At 62.6% G+C, this 20,216-nt stretch carries 20 protein-coding genes; 1 reads left to right on the top strand and 19 read right to left on the bottom strand.

Annotation, left to right across the window (positions count from 1 at the left end):
* Nucleotides 1-181: 181 nt before the first annotated feature.
* Nucleotides 182-1,147 (top strand): prolyl aminopeptidase, encoded by a 966-nt coding sequence (gene pip, locus Q0X62_RS04700; RefSeq protein WP_297732244.1) that lies wholly within the window; start codon nt 182-184, stop codon nt 1,145-1,147.
* On the opposite strand, the gene Q0X62_RS04695 is transcribed toward pip, so the two are convergent.
* From Q0X62_RS04695 to Q0X62_RS04605, 19 genes are all read right to left on the bottom strand, one after another.
* On the bottom strand, nt 1,144-2,496 hold the full coding sequence (locus Q0X62_RS04695; protein WP_297732242.1) for a sodium-dependent transporter: 1,353 nt from the start codon (nt 2,494-2,496) through the stop codon (nt 1,144-1,146). The genes pip and Q0X62_RS04695 overlap by 4 nt on opposite strands.
* Nucleotides 2,497-2,615: 119 nt before the next feature.
* Nucleotides 2,616-3,773: a rod shape-determining protein RodA gene (gene rodA, locus Q0X62_RS04690; RefSeq protein WP_297732240.1), complete on the bottom strand. Its 1,158-nt coding sequence runs from the start codon at nt 3,771-3,773 to the stop codon at nt 2,616-2,618.
* A complete protein-coding gene (gene mrdA / locus Q0X62_RS04685) occupies nt 3,773-5,647 on the bottom strand; it encodes a penicillin-binding protein 2 (RefSeq protein ID WP_297732238.1) in 1,875 nt (624 codons plus the stop codon). The genes rodA and mrdA overlap by 1 nt, the downstream gene beginning before the upstream one ends.
* 12 nt (nt 5,648-5,659) lie before the next feature.
* Entirely contained in the window at nt 5,660-6,181 is a 522-nt protein-coding gene (mreD, locus tag Q0X62_RS04680) for a rod shape-determining protein MreD (protein ID WP_297732236.1), read from the bottom strand.
* The gene (gene mreC / locus Q0X62_RS04675) at nt 6,178-7,209 is read right to left on the bottom strand and encodes a rod shape-determining protein MreC (protein ID WP_297732234.1); all 1,032 of its coding nucleotides are present in this window, start codon (nt 7,207-7,209) and stop codon (nt 6,178-6,180) included. Before mreC ends, mreD begins: the two co-directional genes overlap by 4 nt.
* 35 nt (nt 7,210-7,244) lie before the next feature.
* On the bottom strand, nt 7,245-8,285 hold the full coding sequence (locus tag Q0X62_RS04670) for a rod shape-determining protein (protein ID WP_291889023.1): 1,041 nt from the start codon (nt 8,283-8,285) through the stop codon (nt 7,245-7,247).
* 171 nt (nt 8,286-8,456) lie between these two features.
* Nucleotides 8,457-9,194 carry a VTT domain-containing protein gene (locus tag Q0X62_RS04665; RefSeq protein WP_297732232.1) on the bottom strand — a complete coding sequence of 246 codons (738 nt, stop codon included), beginning with the start codon at nt 9,192-9,194 and terminating at the stop codon, nt 8,457-8,459.
* A gap of 63 nt (nt 9,195-9,257) precedes the next feature.
* On the bottom strand, nt 9,258-9,782 hold the full coding sequence (locus tag Q0X62_RS04660; protein WP_297732230.1) for a hypothetical protein: 525 nt from the start codon (nt 9,780-9,782) through the stop codon (nt 9,258-9,260).
* Between the two features lie 63 nt (nt 9,783-9,845).
* Nucleotides 9,846-10,850 carry a ketol-acid reductoisomerase gene (gene ilvC / locus Q0X62_RS04655; RefSeq protein WP_297732228.1) on the bottom strand — a complete coding sequence of 335 codons (1,005 nt, stop codon included), beginning with the start codon at nt 10,848-10,850 and terminating at the stop codon, nt 9,846-9,848.
* Nucleotides 10,831-11,346, bottom strand: coding sequence for a hypothetical protein (locus tag Q0X62_RS04650; RefSeq protein WP_297732227.1), 516 nt, complete (start codon nt 11,344-11,346; stop codon nt 10,831-10,833). Before Q0X62_RS04650 ends, ilvC begins: the two co-directional genes overlap by 20 nt.
* The gene (gene miaA, locus Q0X62_RS04645; RefSeq protein WP_297732226.1) at nt 11,343-12,269 is read right to left on the bottom strand and encodes a tRNA (adenosine(37)-N6)-dimethylallyltransferase MiaA; all 927 of its coding nucleotides are present in this window, start codon (nt 12,267-12,269) and stop codon (nt 11,343-11,345) included. Before miaA ends, Q0X62_RS04650 begins: the two co-directional genes overlap by 4 nt.
* The gene (locus Q0X62_RS04640) at nt 12,266-13,666 is read right to left on the bottom strand and encodes a Do family serine endopeptidase (RefSeq protein WP_297732225.1); all 1,401 of its coding nucleotides are present in this window, start codon (nt 13,664-13,666) and stop codon (nt 12,266-12,268) included. The genes miaA and Q0X62_RS04640 overlap by 4 nt, the downstream gene beginning before the upstream one ends.
* Before the next feature lie 247 nt (nt 13,667-13,913).
* Nucleotides 13,914-14,792, bottom strand: a complete 879-nt coding sequence (locus Q0X62_RS04635) for a protease modulator HflC (RefSeq protein WP_297732224.1) — start codon at nt 14,790-14,792, stop codon at nt 13,914-13,916.
* On the bottom strand, nt 14,789-15,940 hold the full coding sequence (gene hflK, locus Q0X62_RS04630; protein WP_297732223.1) for an FtsH protease activity modulator HflK: 1,152 nt from the start codon (nt 15,938-15,940) through the stop codon (nt 14,789-14,791). Before hflK ends, Q0X62_RS04635 begins: the two co-directional genes overlap by 4 nt.
* Nucleotides 15,941-16,064: 124 nt before the next feature.
* On the bottom strand, nt 16,065-16,586 hold the full coding sequence (locus Q0X62_RS04625; protein ID WP_297732222.1) for a dihydrofolate reductase: 522 nt from the start codon (nt 16,584-16,586) through the stop codon (nt 16,065-16,067).
* Between the two features lie 3 nt (nt 16,587-16,589).
* Nucleotides 16,590-17,330, bottom strand: a complete 741-nt coding sequence (locus tag Q0X62_RS04620) for a hypothetical protein (RefSeq protein WP_297732221.1) — start codon at nt 17,328-17,330, stop codon at nt 16,590-16,592.
* A gap of 46 nt (nt 17,331-17,376) precedes the next feature.
* Complete coding sequence (locus Q0X62_RS04615; RefSeq protein WP_297732220.1) at nt 17,377-17,715, bottom strand: phosphoribosyl-ATP pyrophosphohydrolase; 339 nt, start codon at nt 17,713-17,715, stop codon at nt 17,377-17,379.
* Between the two features lie 11 nt (nt 17,716-17,726).
* Nucleotides 17,727-18,584 (bottom strand): thymidylate synthase, encoded by an 858-nt coding sequence (locus Q0X62_RS04610; RefSeq protein WP_297732219.1) that lies wholly within the window; start codon nt 18,582-18,584, stop codon nt 17,727-17,729.
* A gap of 337 nt (nt 18,585-18,921) precedes the next feature.
* Nucleotides 18,922-19,377, bottom strand: a complete 456-nt coding sequence (locus Q0X62_RS04605; RefSeq protein ID WP_297732218.1) for a hypothetical protein — start codon at nt 19,375-19,377, stop codon at nt 18,922-18,924.
* Between the last annotated feature and the right edge of the window lie 839 nt (nt 19,378-20,216).

Below are 20,216 nucleotides of genomic sequence, written 5' to 3'. Positions count from 1 at the left end.
CGCGCAGGCAGAAGCGAGACTGCAAAAACAAATGGCTAGCAGAGCGCGCCGGAATGCGATCATCACACAGTTGGTCCCAAGATCGATTTAAAGCCCCAAATCGGGATTGACGATACAGAGCGAAGGCCAATTAGGCTATGGTTTATTGTGTTTAAGACTGGCTAACGGCACAGTAGCCGACATGGATGCCTCCTACTCACGACGCCTCCTCTACCCGCCGATCCGGCCTCTTCAGGCCTCACGACTGGCGGTAGGCGATGGTCATGACCTCTATATCGAGGAATGCGGTCGCCCCGATGGGCTACCGGTCGTTACGCTGCACGGCGGTCCCGGCGGCGGCGTGTCCCCGGCGCTGCGCCGCTTCTTCGATCCGCGCCGCTATCGCATCATCCTGTTCGACCAGCGCGGCTGCGGGCGTTCGACCCCACACGGCGAGCTGAGCCACAATACGACCCAGGACCTGATCGACGACATGGAGCGCATTCGCGAAGTCATGGGCGTCGAGAAATGGGTGGTGTTCGGAGGCTCCTGGGGCGCGACCCTGGCGCTCGCCTATGCCCGCGCCCATCCCGATCGCTGTATCGGCCTTATATTGCGCGGCATCTTCACCTGCACCCAGCGCGAGCTCGACTGGTTCTACAAGGATGGCGCCAACATGCTCTTCCCGGATGCCTGGGAACGCCTGGTCGATCCGCTGAGCCCGGAAGAGCGCGGCGACATCATCCGCGCCTATTACGAACGCCTGGCCGAACCGGACATTATTCGTCGGCGTCCGGATGCGCTGGCCTGGTCGCGCTGGGAAAGCGCCCTGATTTCAATGACGGGTGACCCGTCAGCGCCGCTCGCCGATCCCGTGCGCGCAGATGCCCTAGCGCGGATGGAAAGCCATTACTTCTTCCACAAAGGTTTCTTCGAGCGCGATGGTGAATTGCTGGAAGATGCCGGGCGCTACAACCATTTGCCCGGTGTCATCGTCCAGGGCCGGTATGACGTTGTCACCCCGCCCCAAACGGCCTGGAGCCTCGCCCGGGCGTGGCCGCGAGCGAGGCTCCAGATGATTGGCGATGCCGGCCATGCGGCCGGCGAGCCGGGCATGGTCGACGCGCTGGTGCGCGCGACCGACGCCTTTGCCGACAAGTTCGGCTAGCCGAGACCCAGCATGGCGCCAATTGCGCCGCCATTGAACTTGGCGTCCAGGCCGAGGAAAAGAATGAAGCCGATCGCCGGCGGCACGACGAACTTCACACAGAAGTGGAAGAAGGCGAACAGGCCGTTCGAGGCATGGCTCAACTCTTCTCGCATCAGCGATTTGGGAATGACCCAGCCGGCGAAAACCGCAACCAGCAGACCGCCAAGCGGAAGCAGGAAGCTGCCGGACAGCCAATCCACGAAGAGACCGCCGAAGTCCGAAGACCAGACGGCGCCCGCACCGATCATGAAGGCGAAAAAGCCGAGCAGCCAGGCGGCTGTGGGACGCGAGAAATCAGAATGCTCCTCGACAAAGGCCACGGTGCCTTCAAGCAGCGAGATCGACGAGGTAATCGCCGCGATGAAGGCCAGCGCGAAGAAGGCGCCGCCAATGATATTGCCCGCCGGCATGTCGGCGAACACAGCCGGCAGCGCGGTGAAGATCAGGCCGAGGCCGGCGGCCGGGTCGATACCCACCATGAAGACGATCGGGAAGATCATCAGACCGGCAATCAGCGCGACCAGCGTGTCTGCCGAGGCGATCAGGATCGAGGACGAGCCGATATTGGTGTCCTTGGACAGGTAGGAGCCATAGGTGATCATGATGGCCGAAGCGACCGAGACCGAGAAGAAGGCCTGGCCAAGTGCGGCAACGAAAGTCTGGCCGGTCACCGCCGAGAAATCGGGCGTGAACAGATAGGCAATCGCCTCGCTCGCCGCCCCAGTGGCCAGCGAATAGATGGTCAGACCGATCAGCATCACGAAGAAAAGCGGCATCAGGAAGGTCGCGACCTGCTCAATCCCGCCTTTCAGGCCCCGCGCCACAATCAGCACCGTGATGATCATGAAGCCGGCATGCCAAGCCAGCTGTGTAAACTCACCCCGATAGAAGAGATTGGCGCCATCAGGCTGAGAGAAGCCGCCGTAGAAGCCGGATGCGGAATAGGCCAGCACCTGGCCGGCAATCACCGAATAAGTGGTCAGGATCAGGAAACCGCCTGCCGTACAGACCCAGCCGACGATGGCCCAATTGGCGGATCGTCCGGCTTCCTGCGCCATTTTGCGGGTCGAGGAGATAGCCGATTGCTGCGCATGGCGACCAATGGCGATCTCGGCCATCAGCACCGGCAGGGCAAACAGGGCCACACAACCGATATAGATCAACACAAAGGCCGACCCGCCATTATCGCCCGTCTGGAACGGGAAACGCCAAAGATTGCCGAGACCGACCGCGGAGCCAACCGCGGCGAGAATGAATGCGAAACGCGACGACCAATGCGCGTGCTGACCGGCTGGTGTTGCCGCCATGAGACTCTCCCCTGAAACAGGACGCGAAGGCGCGTCCACCCCTTACAGAATTGCCGCGCACACTTCCCCAACCGGCCCAGCCGGTCAAGCGCGCGACGTTGTTGCAGTGCGGCGCAAAATCAGCCGAACAAACCGGCTCCGCGCGGCGGTTCCGCATTGCGGTGAATATGCGCGCCCAGGATCAGTCCGAAGCCGGCCATGACGGCCAGCACAACCGTGCCGCCATAGGAAATCAGCGGCAAGGGCACACCGACCACGGGCAGGAGGCGCGAGACCATGCCGATATTGATGAAGACGTAGGAGGCGAAGGTAGTGATCACGCCGATGGTCATCAGGCGCAGGAAGGGCGACTTGCAGCTGATCGCGATGATCACGCCCTGGGCCATGATCAGCGCATTCACGGCCAGGACGGAGATGCCGCCGACAAAGCCGAATTCCTCACCGAGCGCGGTGAAGATATAGTCGGTCTGCATCTCCGGCAGATAACCCAGCTTGGACTGGGTGCCCTCCAGGAAGCCCTTGCCCGTCATGCCGCCCGAGCCGAGCGTGATCACGGCCTGGTTGGGGTGATAATTGATCCCCAGCGGATCGAAATCCGGGTTGAGGAAAGCGTGGACGCGGTCCATCTGATACTCGGCAAGGATATTCTCCAGGCCGTAAATACCGACACCGACAATGCCCGCGAGGCCGAGGCCAGCCACGGCCATGATGAACCACCAGCTCAAGCCCGCCATGAAAATGACCACCACACCGGTCGCGGCGAGCAGGAGTGTCGTCCCCAGATCCGGCTGGCTGACTATCAAGATGGCAGGAATGCCGATGATCAATAGCGGCGGCAAGAGACCGGAAATCGTGGTGACCTTGGTATCCTCGAGATCGTGATAGAAGCGCGCCAGGGCGAGAACGAGGGCCAGCTTCATGATCTCGGCAGGCTGAATGCGTATCGGACCGATATCGACCCAACGCTGGGCGCCATTGATCGTGACCCCGGCGACCTCCACGAGGACCAGCAGGATCAAGGCTCCGACATAGACCGGATAGGCCAGCCCCATCCAGAAGCGCGGCGGAAACATCGCGATCACGATCATTCCGACGAAACCGAGGGCGAAGCGGATCGCATGATTGATGGCCCAGGGCTCCCAGCTCCCTCCCCCGACCGAATAGAGCATGCCGACACCCGCCGCTCCCAGCAGAACCAGAAGCAGGACCAGGGTCCAGTTGAGCTCCATCATCTTGCCGGGAATATCGCGCGGCACGCTCTCTCGGAAAACAGCCATCAGGCGCCTCCCGGACGGGCATTGCCGAGATCGGCGAAGACGCCGGCCCGGCTGGACGGGTCGCGTGCCACGACACGGCGCAGGATGTCACGGGCAGGACGTGTGGCCGCGGAGGATCCGCCGCCATGCTCGATCACCACGACGCAGGCATATTTGGGATTGTCGGCCGGCGCATAGCACATGAAAAGACCGTGATCGCGCAGGCGCCAGGGCAGGTCTTCCTGGTCGCGCACACCAGCTTCCCGCTCGGCTGCGGTAATGGAATAGACCTGTGCGGTCCCGGTTTTGCCAGCCATCTCGATATCATCAATACCCAACCCGCCAAGCGAGAAGGACGTACCGCCCGGTTCTTCGACCACGGCCCGCAATCCGTCTCGGACACGCGCCAAGGCGTCATCACTCACGCCGATATGCGCGGCCGGTGGCAACATGGCATTGCGATACAGTGTGGGCGAGACAGAACGCCCGGATGCCACGCGCGCCGTCATCACGGCCAGCTGAAGCGGCGAAGCCGTCACAAAGCCTTGCCCGATGCCGGTATTATAGGTGTCGCCTGTCGACCAGCCCTGATTATAGCGGGACCGTTTCCAGGCCGGATTGGGCATATTGCCCCGCCGCACGCCGGCGATACCGATATCGAATTGCTCGCCAATCCCGAAGCGTGTGGCCATCTCGTGCAAGCGATCAATACCGAGCCGCTCGGCGATCTCGTAAAAGTAGATATCGCAGGACGTCTTGACCGCCTCGCGGAGATTGACCGAACCATGGCCCCTGCGGCGCCAGCAGTGAAACTCCCGATCGCCCAGGCGAACAGAGCCCGTGCAGCGCACGGTTTCACCGGGCGGCGCAACGCCGTGCTCCAGCGCTGCCGCGGCAACAACCGCCTTGAAAGTCGAACCAGGCGGGTAAGTCCCCTGAATTGATTTTTGAAACAGCGGATTGCGATCATTCTCTCGCAAGGCGGCATAGTCTGCCGACGAGATGCCGCCAACAAAGAGATTGGGATCAAAGCTCGGCGCAGAAACCAGGGCAATCAGCTCACCGGTATTGACGTCCATGACCACTGCAGAGCCACTTTCCTGGCCGAGACGTTCATGGGCATAGCGCTGGATATCGGCATCCAGGGTCAATACCACGTCTCGTCCGGCATCCGGCTCGGTGGATTGCTCAGGCAATTCCCGGATCACCCGACCGCGCGCATTGACCTCGGTCTTGAGCGCACCGGCCTGGCCGCGCAAATCACTCTCGCGCGCAATCTCCACACCGGTCTTGCCAATGCGAAAACCCGGATGTCGCAAGAGCCGCTCGGCTTCGCGCGGATTATTGGCAATGTCCTCGTCATTGGGCGGCTGCACATAACCGAGCACATGCGCGAAGGCGGGGCCGAAGGGGTAGGAACGAACCTCCCCCACATCCGGGGTCACACCGGCGAGGTCGGGCGCGTTCAAATTGATCGAGGCGAAAGTATGCCAGTCCAGGTCATCGGCGACCGTGATGGCGTGGAAGCTTCGCTGGCTGCGGGCGGTGCGCAGAATTCGCTCGCGATCATACTCGCCCAGCGGCAGGAAGGGCTGAAGCCGGTCGAGCGCCGAGGCCACATCCCCGGACTGTTCCGGTACCAGCAAGACACGATAACTGTCGCGATTATCGGCAACCGCCACCCCAAAGCGGTCGAGAATGCGTCCGCGTGAGGGCGGCAGGAGATTGAAGTTGAACTGATTGTCTTCCGACATCAGCCGATAGCGCTCGGTCTCCAATACCTGCAAGGAATACAGCCGTGCGCCCAGGCCCAGGAAAGCCAGCCCGCCCGCGCCCGCCATCAGCAGGGCACGCCGGGTGAATTTGAGATCCTGTTCCTGACGGTCAGCGCGCATGAGAAGCTGTCATCACCCCCCGATAAAGCCCGAGCCGCGAGAACGGCGGCGCCGCAGGACCAGATAGGCCGGCAGCGGGAACATGAGGATGGAGGCCACGATTTCGATCACCAGGGGCTGCAGGTCGGCCATCTGCTCGAGCGCGAAACTGCCCGCAGCGAAGGCAATGCCGTGCGCCAGCAGGAGCGTTGCGCCAAAGCGCAGCAGGACCGGCGGCAGATCGCGCGGCATGCCGTCCTCGCCACGAAAACGGAAGACCGAGATCGATACCAGATAGGCCAGCGCCCAAACGCCCATCGGCGCTCCGGTGAGCAAATCCTGGGTCAGGCCGATCGCGAACACGGCGATCGGCGGCATGAAGTGCGGCCGGACATTGGCCCACAGGAAGATCGCCATCAGCGTCCAGGTCGGCATGATGGTCAGCCCGTCGACAAGGCGTGTCGGAGAGGCCTGGATGATGAGGGCGACCAGGACCGAGGCGATACAGCCGGTCGCGGCCAGCCAGGGCGAATTGCGATCCGTTGGCTTCCTCACCGGTTATCCTCCGTCGCGGTCCCGTCGGACGCGGCTACGTCATCGCCTGCGCCATTGCCTGCACCTTGGTCAGCGTCTTCGCCCAAGCTACTTGCCTCGCCTGAGCTATCAGCCGCTGGCTCGATCACCAACTGATCGGCAATCAGCGGACCTTCAGTTGCCGGAATTTCCGCTTCGACCTCCTGGTCCGGCGGGGTCACGCGTCGGAAAGGCCAGACCCAGACGAAATCAACCGGCGCCTGATCGGAATAGAGCCGAACCCGCCAGCCACCGTCGCGCGTGGCCACGGCCTCCCCGACGGGCAGGCCGCGCGGCAGGATGCCGTCATCACCGGAAGAGACGATGCGATCGCCCGGCTCGATGTCCGGCGCCCGTCCGACATAGTCGAGCCGCGGAAACTCCGAATTGTCACCCACCAGGATAGCACGGGCATTGGAGCGGTCCGCCATCACGGGCACGCGAGAATTGAGGTCGGTCAGCAGGAGTACGCGTGCGGACCGGCGCCCGGTCTCATAGACCCGGCCCACCAGGCCATAAAGATTGATCACCGGATAGCCGTCGCGGATCCCGGCCTCGCTGCCGCGGCCGATCAGGCGGGCGCGGACGAAGGGGCCACGCGGATCGGCCACGGTCCAGGCGCCGATGCGGTCCTCGATGGCGGCGCTTTCAACGTCGAGCGCATCCTCATAGACCTCGATACGGTCACGCTGGCGGTAGGCGAGATCTTCCCAGTAGCGCGCTTCGATCAATTGCTGGCGCAACCGGGCATTCTCCTGGGCCAACTCACCCTGCCGACGCCAATAGGGACCGATATTCTTGATCGCCCGCAGCGGCTGGGCGACAAGATCGAGCAAGGGGGCGGAGACATCCGTGAAGCCGGCCCGAAAGCTGGCAAAGGGGGCTGAGCGGGAGGCCGGACGATCAAAGGCAATCAACGCGCCGGACACGACGAGAAGGGCAATGAACAGCGTCCGCGAGAAGCGGACACCCTGATCACCATCATGTCGTGTCGAGCGTCGCGACGCCAACGCCTCACTCCTTCTCCCCCGTTACGAGGTGGAGATTACACCGCTTCGGAGAGGATGGGACGCCAGATCCGAAGGTCCTCCACGGCCTTGCCACAGCCCAGCACCACGCAGGACAGGGCTTCATCAGCCAGGCTCACCGGCAGCCCGGTCCGTTCGCGCAGCTCAGTGTCGAGATTGCGCAGCAGCGCCCCGCCACCGGTCAGAACGATACCCTTGTCAACGATATCGGCCGCCAATTCCGGCGGTGTGGCTTCGAGTGCCTGCTTGACCGCTTCGACAATCTGCTCGACCGGCTCGGACAGGCTGTCAGCGATCATCGCTTCGGTCACCGCGATCTCGCGCGGCACGCCATTCATCAGGTCGCGCCCCTTGATATCCAGTGACAGGCCTTCGCCCTTCACCGGCGGCATGGCCGACCCGATTTCCTTCTTGATCCGCTCGGCCGAGGTCTCGCCGATCAGAAGGTTCGCCGAGCGGCGGATATAGTTGATGATGGCTTCGTCCATCTTGTCGCCGCCGACGCGGACCGAGCGAGAATAGACAATGCCCGAGAGCGACATCACGGCCACCTCGGTGGTCCCGCCACCGATATCGACGATCATCGAGCCGGTCGGCTCATCGATCGGCAGGCCGGCGCCGACAGCCGCGGCCATCGGCTCGTCGATCAGATAGACTTTGCGCGCACCGGCGCCCAGAGCGCTTTCATGGATCGCGCGGCGCTCGACGGCGGTGGCGCCGGAGGGCACACAGATCACCACTTGCGGGCTGACCATGGCGCGGCGGTTATGCACTTTCTGGATGAAGTGCTTGATCATTTCCTCGGCGACATCGAAGTCGGCAATGACACCATCGCGCATCGGGCGGATGGCTTCGACATTGCCGGGTGTCTTGCCGAGCATGAGCTTGGCCTCGGCGCCAACCGCCTGCACGTGCTTGCGGCCCTTCTCCACCTTGTAGGCGACGACGGACGGCTCGTTGAGCACGACACCCCGGCCTTTGACGTAAACGAGCGTATTCGCCGTTCCAAGGTCGATGGCGATATCCGCAGAGAGCAAACCGAAGAGGCTGTTGAGCATGGGGGCGCTGGGTCTCGAAAAGTGTGGCGGCAAAGCCGCGATGCAACTGTTTTTCTTGTGCGATGCTCCGCGCAAGATTGCAAGGGGCGCACCAGCATTCCCGGTGATACCGGGCAGGTGTTAACCAGTCTTTAGGACAGTGATCCGGGTTTGCGACCTTATCAGCCCCGATCAAGGCTCTTTGGCGGCATCATCCGGTTCAACCGCAGCCGGCGTACGATTGCGCCGCAACCAGCCACGCGCCACAAGCATGATACCGATCCAGGCCAGGGCTGCTGCCGCGAAGGCAATGCCAAGCAAGACCTTGCCCTCGCTCAACATGGTGCGAATGCTTTCGCCCATCAGCGCGACAATGAAGATTTTCGGCGCCGAACCGAGCATCGTCCCCAGGGCGAAGGCCCAATAGGGCGTACGGGCGACGCCAAACCCCATATTGACCATGATGAAGGGCCCGGAGGGTACCCAGCGCACGACCATCGAGGCGAGCAAGCCATTGCGACCGATGAAATCGGAGATGCGATTGGCCCAGTCACCGCCATAGCGTTTGAGAATATCGGCGCCGAAAAAGCGACCGACGACATAATTCACGGCAGCAGAAAACTGGGTCGCGACAAAGGCATAGATGGCCCCTGTGGTCGGTCCGAACGCAACAAGGGACGCCGCGATCAGCCCGAATTGGGGCGCACCCAGAAAAGACAGGGCGGTAAAAACAAGAATGGTCAGCGGCAGCGCATACCATTCACTGGCCGAGGCCCGGAACCAGCTACCCGCAGCCCCCGGCTCGATATCGAGCACGAAGCGGCCGATCAGGAAAACCAGGGCCACGATGAAGAAGAGCGCGACCGACACAGCGATGGCCCGCGCGGCACGCGCGTCCATTCGCAAAAAGAAATCAGTCAGTCGGTTCATCGCGACACGGGTCCGGTCAAGACGGAAGAGCGCCTAACTAAGCACGCTTTGCGCACCGGGCAATCAGTCAGCGCCGTTTTCCTGGCTGGCGGGCTCACCTGTCATGTCCACCGCCTCGCCGGAGGCGATCGCCGCGAGCTTGGCGCGCTGGATGGCGAGAACCCCCAACTGCTCATCCAGAACCTTGAGAATATCCCGCGCCTCGTCCTGATCGATCCGGCCCGGAGAGCGCTCGGTCTCGCTGAGGCTTTCCATGATGGCGGAGATATTGCGTGCATTGCGGCGGCTCGCTTCGCCGGCGAGGGCCAGCCAATTGGCATCGTCAGCCTTCTCGATCGGCAGAAATATGCCTCCCGCCAAGGCGGCCAGATGCTGGGCGGCGGCCGTCGCACCCGACTCGGTCAGCTTGGCGATGCGGGTGTAGGAAATCTCGTTGGTTGAGTCCGGATCGGCCAGCGCATAGACGCGCGTTCGGCTGAGATCGAGCAATTCCATGACCGTCGGTATCCCGCCGACTTCCTCGAAAACCCGCGCCACCACCTCCTTGGGCTCGCCATAGCGTCGAACTTTCACTGGATTGAATGACATGTTTCGCCCCCGCGCGCGATTCTGCTTCCGAATATCCCTATTACAGGTGGCGCGCCTTATTGGCTATTTCGTGGCACCGTAAATCCGTCGACGCAGATCCGCCCCGGCCGCCTCGATCGGGAGAGCCCGGTCAGCCGCCCGCTCGGCCTTCATCGCATCACCCGCCTCATAGGTTTCGACCCATTTGCGGGCAAAGCGGTCGCTTTCAATGTCTGCCATCGCCTGGTCGAACACCGCTTTCAGCGCGGGACCGGCAATCTTGCCCTCGATCTGGCGCGCGCCGAATTCGGCGGTGTCAGAAATCGCCTCATACATGCCGGCGATCCCCCGCGCCTGAATCAGGTCGGCGAGATATTTGATCTCGTGGACGCAGTCGATATAGGCCATGCGCTCGCTGACACCGGCGGCCACCAGACGCTCATAGCTCGCCTTGGCCAGTGCGACCAAGCCGCCGACCAGAACAACCTGCTCGCCGAACAGATCGGAGACCGTTTCCTCGCGGAAGGTCGTCGGGAAGATGCCGACCTCTCCCGAGCCGATGGCGGCGAGATAGGCCAGAGCCAGCTCCCGCGCGCGCCCGGACGCATCCTGATGGACCGCCCAGAAGCCGATCAGGCCTTTGCCTTTTTCATACTCCTGACGCACCGCCCCGCCCGGCCCCTTGGCGGCCGCAAGGATGATATCGGCATCCGCCGGCGGCTCGATCAGGCCGTAATGAATGGAAAACCCATGACACAGGATCAGGGCCTGCCCGGGTTTGCGAAACGGCAGGATCGAGTCGGACCAGATCTGGCGGTGCGCCTCGTCGGCCGCCAGCAGGGAAATCGCGTCTGCCCAGGCAGCCGCCTCCGGCAAGGCGATTACCTCGAACCCGTCCGCCTCCGCCTTGGCACGCGAGGGTGACCCGTCGCGCAAGGCGATGCGGATTTCGCGCACGCCGCTTTCGCGCAGGCAGAGTGCGTGCGAGCGCCCGTGATTGCCATAGCCGACAATCGCGAGCCGGCACTGTCTTACAGGTTCAAGATCGATATCAGCTGTGTATAGCGGCTCACTCGTCTCCACCGTCATCGGACGACTCACTCCCGGCTGGCTCGGGCCGATAGGACGGGTCTTCCGTGCCCATGTCCAGCAGGCCGCGCCACTTGCCGTCTTCATTGCGGTGCCAGACCGTGACATAGGTCCCGCGCGCCACCGGTGCGGACGCGCTGTCGCCATCGGTATGAATGCTCCAGACACCCCAGGTGACGCCAAAATCATCGCCACTCCCGGCAAAGCCTTCCGATGGCTCCCAGTGAAGCAGGGTATCGCCGGTGAAAGCCGCGTAGAGCGGAGCGATATTCTCTGTCCCGATGACCGGCTCCGGCGTGCCGCGGACCAGGCGCCCCTCGGTCGGATCCATCCATTGTCCGAAGGCCGCGGCGGCCCCCTCTTCGGCGGCCATGGCAGCAAAGTCGCGGTCGGCCTGCAGGATAGCGGCAACCGTATCCGCCGGGCTCTGGGCCAGCACTGGTCCGGCAAGGACCATGGCCAGGGCCAGGCTCGCACTTGTGATCAGTGTTTTCATGTCGCTTCCCCCTCCAGCATGACAGCCAGCGCCTCGCGGGCAGTGACCGGATCGAGGGAGGTTATGCGATCCCAGCTGGCCGCTTGATTACGAAACCATGTCCCCTGCCGTTTGGCGTAGCGGCGACTGTCCCGCTTGGCGAGATCGACTGCCTCGTCGAATGTCATCTCGCCGCGCAGATGCGCCATCAGCTGGGGCACGCCAAGGGCTTTGCAGGCGGGCAGGTCCGGATCGAGACCGCGGGCGGCGAAGTTGGCCACCTCATCCAGCGCGCCCATATCGAGCATGCGGTCGAAACGGGTATCAATCCTGGCGTAGAGCGCCTCGCGATCCGGCTCGATGACGATCCCGCGCCATGTCCCCGCAACCAGGGGCGCCACCGTATCGGCCTGGAAGGCGCTCAATGGACGCCCGGTCTCAATGGCGACCTCGACGATGCGCATCAGGCGCTGGCGGTCCGCAGCCTCGACGCGCCTTGCAGCCACAGGGTCAAGCCGCAGGGCTTCAGCGCGCAGGCCGGACAGGCCGGCCGCGTCCAGCATGTTGGCGACATGTTTGCGAGTGGCGTCGCTGATCTCCGGCACCGCAGCCAGACCGCGTACCAGCGCGTTGAAGTACAGACCGGTACCGCCCACCAGTATCGGCACCCGGCCCCGTGCCCGACACGCGCCGATCAGGGCCAGCACATCGCGCGTCCACTCCCCGACCGAATAGCGCACGGCCGGATCGATGGTGCCGAAGAGATGGTGTGGCGCCTGCGCCCGCTCGTGGGCATCGGGCTGGGCCGTGATCAGGGGCAAGCCATCATAGACCTGCATGGAATCGGCGTTGATGATCTCCCCGCCGAGCGATTCCGCGGCTGCCAGCGAGAGCGCGGTCTTGCCCGCCGCCGTTGGGCCCGCAATCAGCAGGCAGGGCGTCACGGCCGGATTGACTGCAGCACGTATTGCCCGCCGCGATTGATCTGGAAGCGAACCGGGCCGCCGCCATGGCCATCCACGATTTCGCGGATCGCGGCGACACTGTCGACACGCGTGAATTCGACTTCCTCGATCACATCACCCGGACGGACCTTGCCGGCCGCATCGCTGGTCGCATCGACCTCGGTCACCAGCACACCTTCGGCATCGGGATGGACGCGGAAACGCCGGCGCGACGCCGTGTCCAGCGTCCCGAAAGTCATGCCCATGATTTCATTGCCATTGGCCGGTGTCGGCGCCACGACTTCGGCATTGGCGGTGGCGCCGTCATCATCACCTTCGGAGAGTTCACCGATGGTGACAGACACGGTCATCGGCCGGTCACGCCGAATGATGTCGAGTTCGACCTCACGGCCGATCTCGGTCTCGGCGACCATACGCGGGAAAGACCGGCTGTCGCGCACGCGGCGACCGTCGAACTGCAAAACGAGATCGCCATTGCGCAGCCCGCTTCCGGCAGCCGGACCATCTTCCTCGATGCGCGAGACAATCGCGCCATAAGGTGTTGCGAGCTCGAAGCTTTCTGCCATCTCCGGCGTCACACGCAGAACCGATACACCCAGCCAGCCCCGGCGGGTTTCGCCGAACTCAACCAATTGATTGACCACGATCTCCGCGAGATTGGACGGGATGGACAGGGAGATACCAACACTGGCACCGGTCGGCGACAGGATGAGCGTGTTCACACCCACAACTTCACCATCCATGTTGAAGAGCGGCCCCCCGGAATTGCCCGTATTGATGGCGACATCGGTCTGGATATAGTCGTCATAGCGTCCGCCGGCCTCACGACCGCGTGCCGAAACCACGCCCGCCGTCAGCGTGCCGCCAAGGCCGAAGGGATTGCCGATCGCAATCACCCAATCACCAACACGGGCGCTGTCACTGTCGGCAAAGGCCACGAAAGGCATGGGTTCATCGACGTCCATGCGCAGCACAGCCAGATCAGTGACGCTGTCGATTCCGACAACTTCGGCGCGGAAAACACGGCCATCAGGCAGCGCGACCTCGACCTCATCGGCACCGTCAATGACGTGATTATTGGTCACGACCAGACCGGACGGATCGATAATGAAGCCCGAACCGAGCGAATTGGCGATGCGCGGCGCATTGCCAAAAATGTCGTTGAAGCGCTCGAGTGGCGAGCCTTCGGGGAAATCCGGGAGGCCGTCGCCGCTGTCCAGCCGCTGGGCAGCGGAAATATTCACGACAGCCGGCGATAGCCGCTCAGCCAGGTCGGCGAAGCCGTCCGGCGCCGGGTGGGCTTGCAATGCGGGCGTCACAGCCACGCAAAGTAGAGACGCCAGGAAAGTCGTTAGGACAAGGAAACGCTGCATCATGGTCCGCCGTGCTGGATCGTTAAGTCGGGTCGCTGCCAAAAGCCCAAGCAAATTCCGGGCAAGTTCAAGCCTGACAAGGTGAATACCGCTTCGCGAGGGTTCACCGCAACCGCAGTGTCGCAATCGTCATGCGCATGACGCTTTCGTCACCCGCGGCGATGATTCCTGCCAGGCCCCGGAACGAACAGGGCCCGGCCCGCCTGCGCGGTACCGGGCCCTGCCCTGCCAGATATCCGTCAGCTCTCGACTATTCGCCGGTCTCGCTGCGGAAATAGCGGAAGAATTCCGAGTCCGGCGGAATCACGATCGGCGTGCCTTCCTGGACCGCCTGCTCATAGGCGAGCATGGAGCGATAGAAGGCGAAGAACTCCATGTCGCGATTATAGGCCTGTGCGTAGATCTGGTTCTGACGCGCATCACCTTCACCGCGCAGGCGCTGGGAGTCCGCGCGAGCCTGGGCTTCGATGATCGAGGCCTGGCGATCAGCGTCGGCGCGAATCTCGGTCGCGCGCTGCTCACCCTCGGCCCGGATCCGGGCGGCTTCCTGTTCACGCTCGGAGCGCATGCGCTCGAAGACGTTGTCCGCGATCTGCGACGGCAGGTCGGCTCGCAGGATGCGCACATCGATGACCTCGATGCCAAAGCTTCCGGTGAGGACCTGAGCCTCAACCGCCGCCTGGACCCGTGTCATCAGTTCGGCACGCTGACCAGAGATCACATCAGAGGACGGGATGGACGCGATCACGCCGCGCAAACTGTCATCCATGATCTGCTCGAGGCGCACCCGCGCCCCGCGCTCGTCACGGAAGGTCTGGTAGAAGCGCAGCGGATCCGTGATCCGGTAGCGCAAGAAAGCGTCGACGATCAGACGTTCCTGATCGGAGGCAAGGATTTCCTCGGCATCCAGATCGAGTTCCAGATTCCGCTTGTCGAAAATCAGGACGTCCATGATGAAGGGCGGCTTGAAATGCAGCCCGGGATCCGGCTCGGCGGATTCATTGACCGCATCCACCGGCTCGCCGAGACGCAGGATCAGCGCCTGTTCAGTTTCCGAGACCGTGTAGACACTCTGGAGGCCGACAAAGACGGCGACGACGAGAATGATGATTCCCAGTGTGCGAATCATTGGTTGCCTCCTTGGGTACGGACCCGGTTCTGACCAAGCTGATCAAGCGGCAGATAGGGCAGCGCACCTGCCTCACCGTCGAGGATGATGAGTTCGGAACTCCCCAGCACACGCTCCATGGTTTCCAGATACATGCGGCGACGGGTGACATCCGGTGCGCGCGCATACTCCTCATAGATCGCCACGAAACGGTCGGCATTACCCTGGGCTTCGGCGATCACGCTGTCACGATAGGCTTCAGCCTGTTGGGTCAGTTGAGCTGCAACACCCCGTGCCTCGGGGATAACCCGGTTGGCGTGGGCCGTCGCGTTCAGCTGGGCCCGCTCGGCTTCCTGCTGGGCAATGTCGACACCACGGAAGGCGTCGATCACGCGCTCTGGCGGTTGCGCGTTCCGCAAGTTGACCTGCAGGATTTCAATCCCGGCTTCGTACTCGTTCAGTGTTTCCTGCAGAATTTCACGCGTCTGCCGGGAAACTTCAGCGCGGCCTTCGGTAATGATGAATTGCAGGTCGGAGGTGCCGACAACTTCACGCATCGCGCTTTCGGCAACATCGGCAACCGTGCCTTCCGGATCGCGGACATTGAAGAGAAAGTCGCGAACGCCTTCCTGGTAACCCAGATCAACACGCCACTGCACGGCGAAATCGATATCGACGATATTCTCGTCCCGGGTCAGCATCTGACCGGCCGGACCCTGACCGATCGTGATCGAGTTGGTCGTGGTCACTTCCGGCAGCATCACGGTTTCGATCGGGCTGGGCAGTTTGAAGTGGAAGCCCGGAGTTGTCGTACGGCTGTACTCGCCAAAGCGCAGCACAACACCGGCCTGGTTCGGGCCAACCTGATACCAGCCGGAGCCCGGCATGATGAACCAGACACCGACCAGAATGAGCAGGATCAGGCCGAAGCCGAACGCGCCGGCACCCTTGCCGCCGCCAGAGCCGCCATCCTTGCCGGAGCCGCCGCCGCCGCCAAACATGCCGCGAATCTTGCGCTGCATGTCGCGGACGACCTCGTCGAGATCGGGACCGTCCGGTCCGCCACCACCCTGGGGACGCTGTCCCCACGGGTTCTGGCCGTTATTATTGTTTCCGCCGGAGCCCCATGGGCCTCCGCCGCCTCCACCCTGATTGTCGTTCCACGGCATGTGCTGGATCGATCCTCTCAATTTCCGTTGTGCCCTAAATGAACGTATGCGCGTTGCGGTTCAAGGGTAATCGGACGGGACGGCGCAGCAGCGCATCCCCCCTTTGCCGCGCGAGCACCCTGTGTCAGGCGCGCTCGAGTGTGCGCAGAACAAAGGCATGGTCATCGCGCTCGCCGGCCGGATGCGCTTCGCGCGCCACCTCGTGCCACTCGCTTTCGATGATCTCCGGCAGGCGGGCATCACCTGGCGGGCTGGCCTCGACCTCGGTGAGATAGAGTCGTTCGGCCAAATTCATCATCGCGCCGTAAATCTGCGCACCTCCGATCACACAGACCTCGTCGACACCGTCCTGCCGGGCCTGGTCAAACGCCGCCTTGAGGGCCTCGCCCGGATCCGGCACCACGCAGGCACCCTCGGCCTGATAATCAGCCTGGCGCGTAATGACGATATTGAGCCGACCCGGCAGCGGTCGCCGCGGCAGGCTCTCCCAGGTCTTGCGACCCATGATAATCGGCTTGCCGCTGGTGATCGCCTTGAAGCGCCGGAGGTCAGACGACAGCCGCCAGGGCAGGTCACCGTCCGCGCCAATGACGCCATTGGCACCGCGCGCCACAACGAAGGCGATCCTGGGAATGATGGTGACCATGACTCAGCCCTTGAATGTCTGATGACCAGCTTTGTACTTTTGGAAAGCTGACCTCATCACTTGCAGCATTGGTGGATAGCTAAAGATATCGAAATCCGCTGCAAACACGCGCCGGTGTTCCGACGTAACAAAGGTTCGCTTACGCCCCCTTGGATAAGGTAATCTAGGCAAGTGGATAGTAAGCACGAAACCATCAAATATCATCGCATAAAGGGCATAATTCTTCCCCTTGGATATCCCATCGAAGCGCGCCGGAGGTTGGATAAAGTTAGCTAGCTCGCTCTCAGAGAATCCGTTTGGTGTCGAATCTGATAGGTTTCGAATGGACACTGACGCCACGTTCCGCAGCTGCTTCCTGTTAAATAGTGCGCTGCGTATTCTGAATTCATCGGCACTAGAAAGCTGAACTTGAGAGTAAAGTGAAGCTCTGGAAACAGCCGCCCTCCAGATCACGGAAACAACGAATTGGAATAAATTTCTAATTGGGTAAATACCTCGGTGACCGGTACTTGAAATTTGCGTTCGGTACTTTTTGAGGAAGCTGATGGCAGGTCGATCAAACTCCGCATTGAACGCATCCTCACACTGCTCGCACAGCAAGTAATCTGAGCCTGAGTCCTGGGTCTTTTTATTTTTGTCGGGCCCATCTGTTAGATGTATCGCGTTTCCACCATCCATTCTGAACATTTTGCGGAAATAAGCATTCGGTATGGCATGCGAAACGCATAGTTCGGCCTTTTTCAAACAGTACTTGCACTGCCCATGCTTCATGACCTAATCGACTGACAGCTCAGCCCTCGCCCACTTCCATCACGGCACTGTCGCGTTCCAGCCAGTGCAGCCATTTGTCCTGCATGGCCTGATCCATATCGATGCCTTCGGCCTTGGCCATAATCAGCAGCATGCCCAGCGCGTCGGCCATTTCCAGCGCCAGCTGTTCGCGCGCCGCTTCGTCGGCGGGACGGCGGGTGCGGCCGGTGGTGGTGAGATAGGCCTGGGTCAACTCACCGATCTCCTCCTGGAGTTTCAGAAGCGGCCAGTCGCCCGAGCGATCAATCCCGAAATGTTCGGCATAGATGTCGGAGACCCGGACGATCCTGTCGGCCAGCGCGTCGAGCGGTCCGGACATGCCCGCCGCCCCTAAACGGCGACCGGGGCGGCAATCCGCGGATGCGGGTCATACCCCTCCAGCGCGATATCCTCGTATTCGAACCCGAACAGATCCTTCGCCTCCGGATTGAGCTTCAGCTGCGGCAGGGCGCGCGGCTCCCGCGAGAGCTGTTCGCGGACCTGGTCCATATGATTGGAATAGATATGGGCGTCGCCAAAAGTGTGGATGTATTCGCCCGGCTCGAGCCCGCAGACCTGCGCCACCATCGCCGTCAAAAGCGCATAGGAGGCGATATTGAAGGGCACGCCGAGGAACATGTCGGCCGAGCGCTGGTAGAGCTGGCAGCTCAGCTTTCCGCCCGCGACATTGAACTGGTAGAGCGTGTGGCAGGGCGGCAGCGCCATATTGGGCACATCGGCCGGGTTCCAGCCCGACACGATCAGCCGCCGCGAGGACGGATTATTGCGGATCTGCTCAAGGATGTTGGAGAGCTGGTCGATCTCGGTGCCGTCCGGCCCCTCCCAGCGACGCCACTGCTTGCCATAGACCGGACCGAGATCGCCATTCTCGTCCGCCCATTCATCCCAGATCGACACGCCGCGCTCCTGCAGCCAGCGCACATTGGTCTCGCCGCGCAGGAACCAGAGGAGCTCGATGGCGATCGACTTGAAATGCACCTTCTTGGTGGTCAGCAGCGGGAAGCCCTTGGAGAGGTCACAGCGCAGCTGGCGCCCGAAGACCGACAGCGTGCCGACACCCGTCCGGTCCGCCTGCTCGGCGCCGTTTTCCAGGATGTCACGCAGTAGATCGAGATAGGCGCGCTCGACGTCCGATCCCGCCGCACCGGTGCGCGCGGCCGCAAAGCTCTCACTGTCGATAACCGCCATGTCGCTCTCCCGGTGATTCTGCCGCCCGCAGCATGCCAGGGAAGTCAGCCGGGTTGAACCAGCGAGGCCAGATCAGCCGGGGATAGTCGCGGCAAGTGCTTGGTGGCGCTGCGGTGAATTGGGTGCGGGGTGGCGGGTAGCCTGCCTGACGGCAATGCCTCCGCTTTCCCGGGGGCCCATCACTTTGCGGATGGTCTCATGGGACCCGGGTCTTCGCCTGGGGGAGTAGAGAGTGTGACGCGAAACAGGCCATTCACGTGGCGCTTCGGCGCACGCTCAACCATAATTCGATTGCCAAGAGAAGGCCGTGTTCCGGTCAACCCTGCTTCCGACGCCTCTACCCGGCATCAGCTTGTCGCTCGAAGCGCCCGGTCAGGCTGTCAGGGAATTCCGGGAGCGATGACGGGCGTCGGTCCCGGGCCAGCAGGACAGGCACAACAAAGAGCGCGCAAGCGATCTGGATCAGACCGCCAAATCCGGTCCCGATTTCACCCACATAATGACCAAGGGAAAACTCAGGCGCGACAAAGACGGTCATCCCGAATGCCAGAGCAAAGACCGTGACGTGGGTCAGGACGGTAACAAAGGCGAAGCTCCACAAGATGAGGCGCGCTAGGCCTTTATAGGTTGGCAAGAGGGCCAGTCCGAACGCCAGCGGCGTGAACCAGCTGAAGAGCGCCCCGGCCGGATCCTGTCCGGTCACGACCTTGGCCCAGACGGGCACGGCCATCACCACCACGAAAATGATCGCGCCCAGCGCGCTGCGCGCCACCCTGCTTCTTGCTTCAGTCATAGCCACCTCTGATGGCAGCCTAGCCAAATGCACACTCGGCGTCCATCGCAGATTCGGGACGACCGGTCGCGGGCGATCGCTCGGCAGGTATGGGGGAGAGACGCGAGATTTGTCTCGTCTGCCGCCCCCCCATCGTCCGTCCTACGCCTTGGCCTCGGAGGGCCACTTCCCCCGCCGGGCGGGGGAAGGTCCGTCTGCATCGGTCCCGCAGCTTAGCCGCCCATACAGGACACATTCAGCTTGTTGCCGTTCGGGTCACGGAAATAGCCCGCATAGAAGGTGTCGCCGAAATCTCCGGGGACACACACCGTTTTTCACCAATGCCCCTCATCGACCCGCGCCGACAGCGCAATCCCCGCCAATTTCCGCTTACCGAGACCCCCGCCCCACGATGTGCGGAGAAAAAGCCCACGCGACCGGCCTGTGGACCCTGCCGCCCATCCTGAACGCTTATCCCCCGCCCTCCGCCCCACACACCGTCATCCTGACGAAAGTCAGGACCCAGTCTCGCAGGCGCGGATTTCCCAATCTTGGCAATAGCTTGCGTCGCAGACTGGGTCCCGGCCTGCGCCGGGATGACGGTGTGTGGGGCGAAAAAGTCAAAAACTTATCCCCACCCCCTCCACCTCAAGCGATAATACCCGTGGTTTTCGGGATGGGAGGCACGGGCCCTGTCACTTGTGCCCGGAAACGAGCGGAGCCTGTCTGCGCCTCGGGGATGACATCCCGATGCTCCGGCAGGGCGTGCGACCGGGTCGCGGGGCACTAAACGACCGACCCCATCTACCTGGCGCATTGGAATCGGGGTGGAGACAGCCCGGGAAAACTCCGCAAGCGGG

Origin of the sequence: uncultured Maricaulis sp., from assembly GCF_947259345.1 — a bacterium.
GTDB lineage: Bacteria > Pseudomonadota > Alphaproteobacteria > Caulobacterales > Maricaulaceae > Maricaulis.
The sequence above is the reverse complement of the archived record's forward strand: the minus strand, read 5'-3'. Positions and strand labels throughout refer to the sequence as shown.

Coding starts and splice junctions, on each gene's coding strand:
- Q0X62_RS04670 (WP_291889023.1), bottom strand. CDS start 8,285: ATGCTCAACAGCCTCTTCGGTTTGCTCTCTGCGGATATCGCCATCGAC.
- rodA (WP_297732240.1), bottom strand. CDS start 3,773: ATGGCTGTTTTCCGAGAGAGCGTGCCGCGCGATATTCCCGGCAAGATG.
- pip (WP_297732244.1), top strand. CDS start 182: ATGGATGCCTCCTACTCACGACGCCTCCTCTACCCGCCGATCCGGCCT.
- Q0X62_RS04665 (WP_297732232.1), bottom strand. CDS start 9,194: ATGAACCGACTGACTGATTTCTTTTTGCGAATGGACGCGCGTGCCGCG.
- Q0X62_RS04605 (WP_297732218.1), bottom strand. CDS start 19,377: ATGACTGAAGCAAGAAGCAGGGTGGCGCGCAGCGCGCTGGGCGCGATC.
- ilvC (WP_297732228.1), bottom strand. CDS start 10,850: ATGACGGTGGAGACGAGTGAGCCGCTATACACAGCTGATATCGATCTT.
- Q0X62_RS04635 (WP_297732224.1), bottom strand. CDS start 14,792: ATGATTCGCACACTGGGAATCATCATTCTCGTCGTCGCCGTCTTTGTC.
- Q0X62_RS04695 (WP_297732242.1), bottom strand. CDS start 2,496: ATGGCGGCAACACCAGCCGGTCAGCACGCGCATTGGTCGTCGCGTTTC.
- Q0X62_RS04625 (WP_297732222.1), bottom strand. CDS start 16,586: ATGGTCACCATCATTCCCAGGATCGCCTTCGTTGTGGCGCGCGGTGCC.
- hflK (WP_297732223.1), bottom strand. CDS start 15,940: ATGCCGTGGAACGACAATCAGGGTGGAGGCGGCGGAGGCCCATGGGGC.
- Q0X62_RS04615 (WP_297732220.1), bottom strand. CDS start 17,715: ATGTCCGGACCGCTCGACGCGCTGGCCGACAGGATCGTCCGGGTCTCC.
- Q0X62_RS04610 (WP_297732219.1), bottom strand. CDS start 18,584: ATGGCGGTTATCGACAGTGAGAGCTTTGCGGCCGCGCGCACCGGTGCG.
- Q0X62_RS04650 (WP_297732227.1), bottom strand. CDS start 11,346: ATGAAAACACTGATCACAAGTGCGAGCCTGGCCCTGGCCATGGTCCTT.
- mrdA (WP_297732238.1), bottom strand. CDS start 5,647: ATGCGCGCTGACCGTCAGGAACAGGATCTCAAATTCACCCGGCGTGCC.
- Q0X62_RS04640 (WP_297732225.1), bottom strand. CDS start 13,666: ATGATGCAGCGTTTCCTTGTCCTAACGACTTTCCTGGCGTCTCTACTT.
- Q0X62_RS04660 (WP_297732230.1), bottom strand. CDS start 9,782: ATGTCATTCAATCCAGTGAAAGTTCGACGCTATGGCGAGCCCAAGGAG.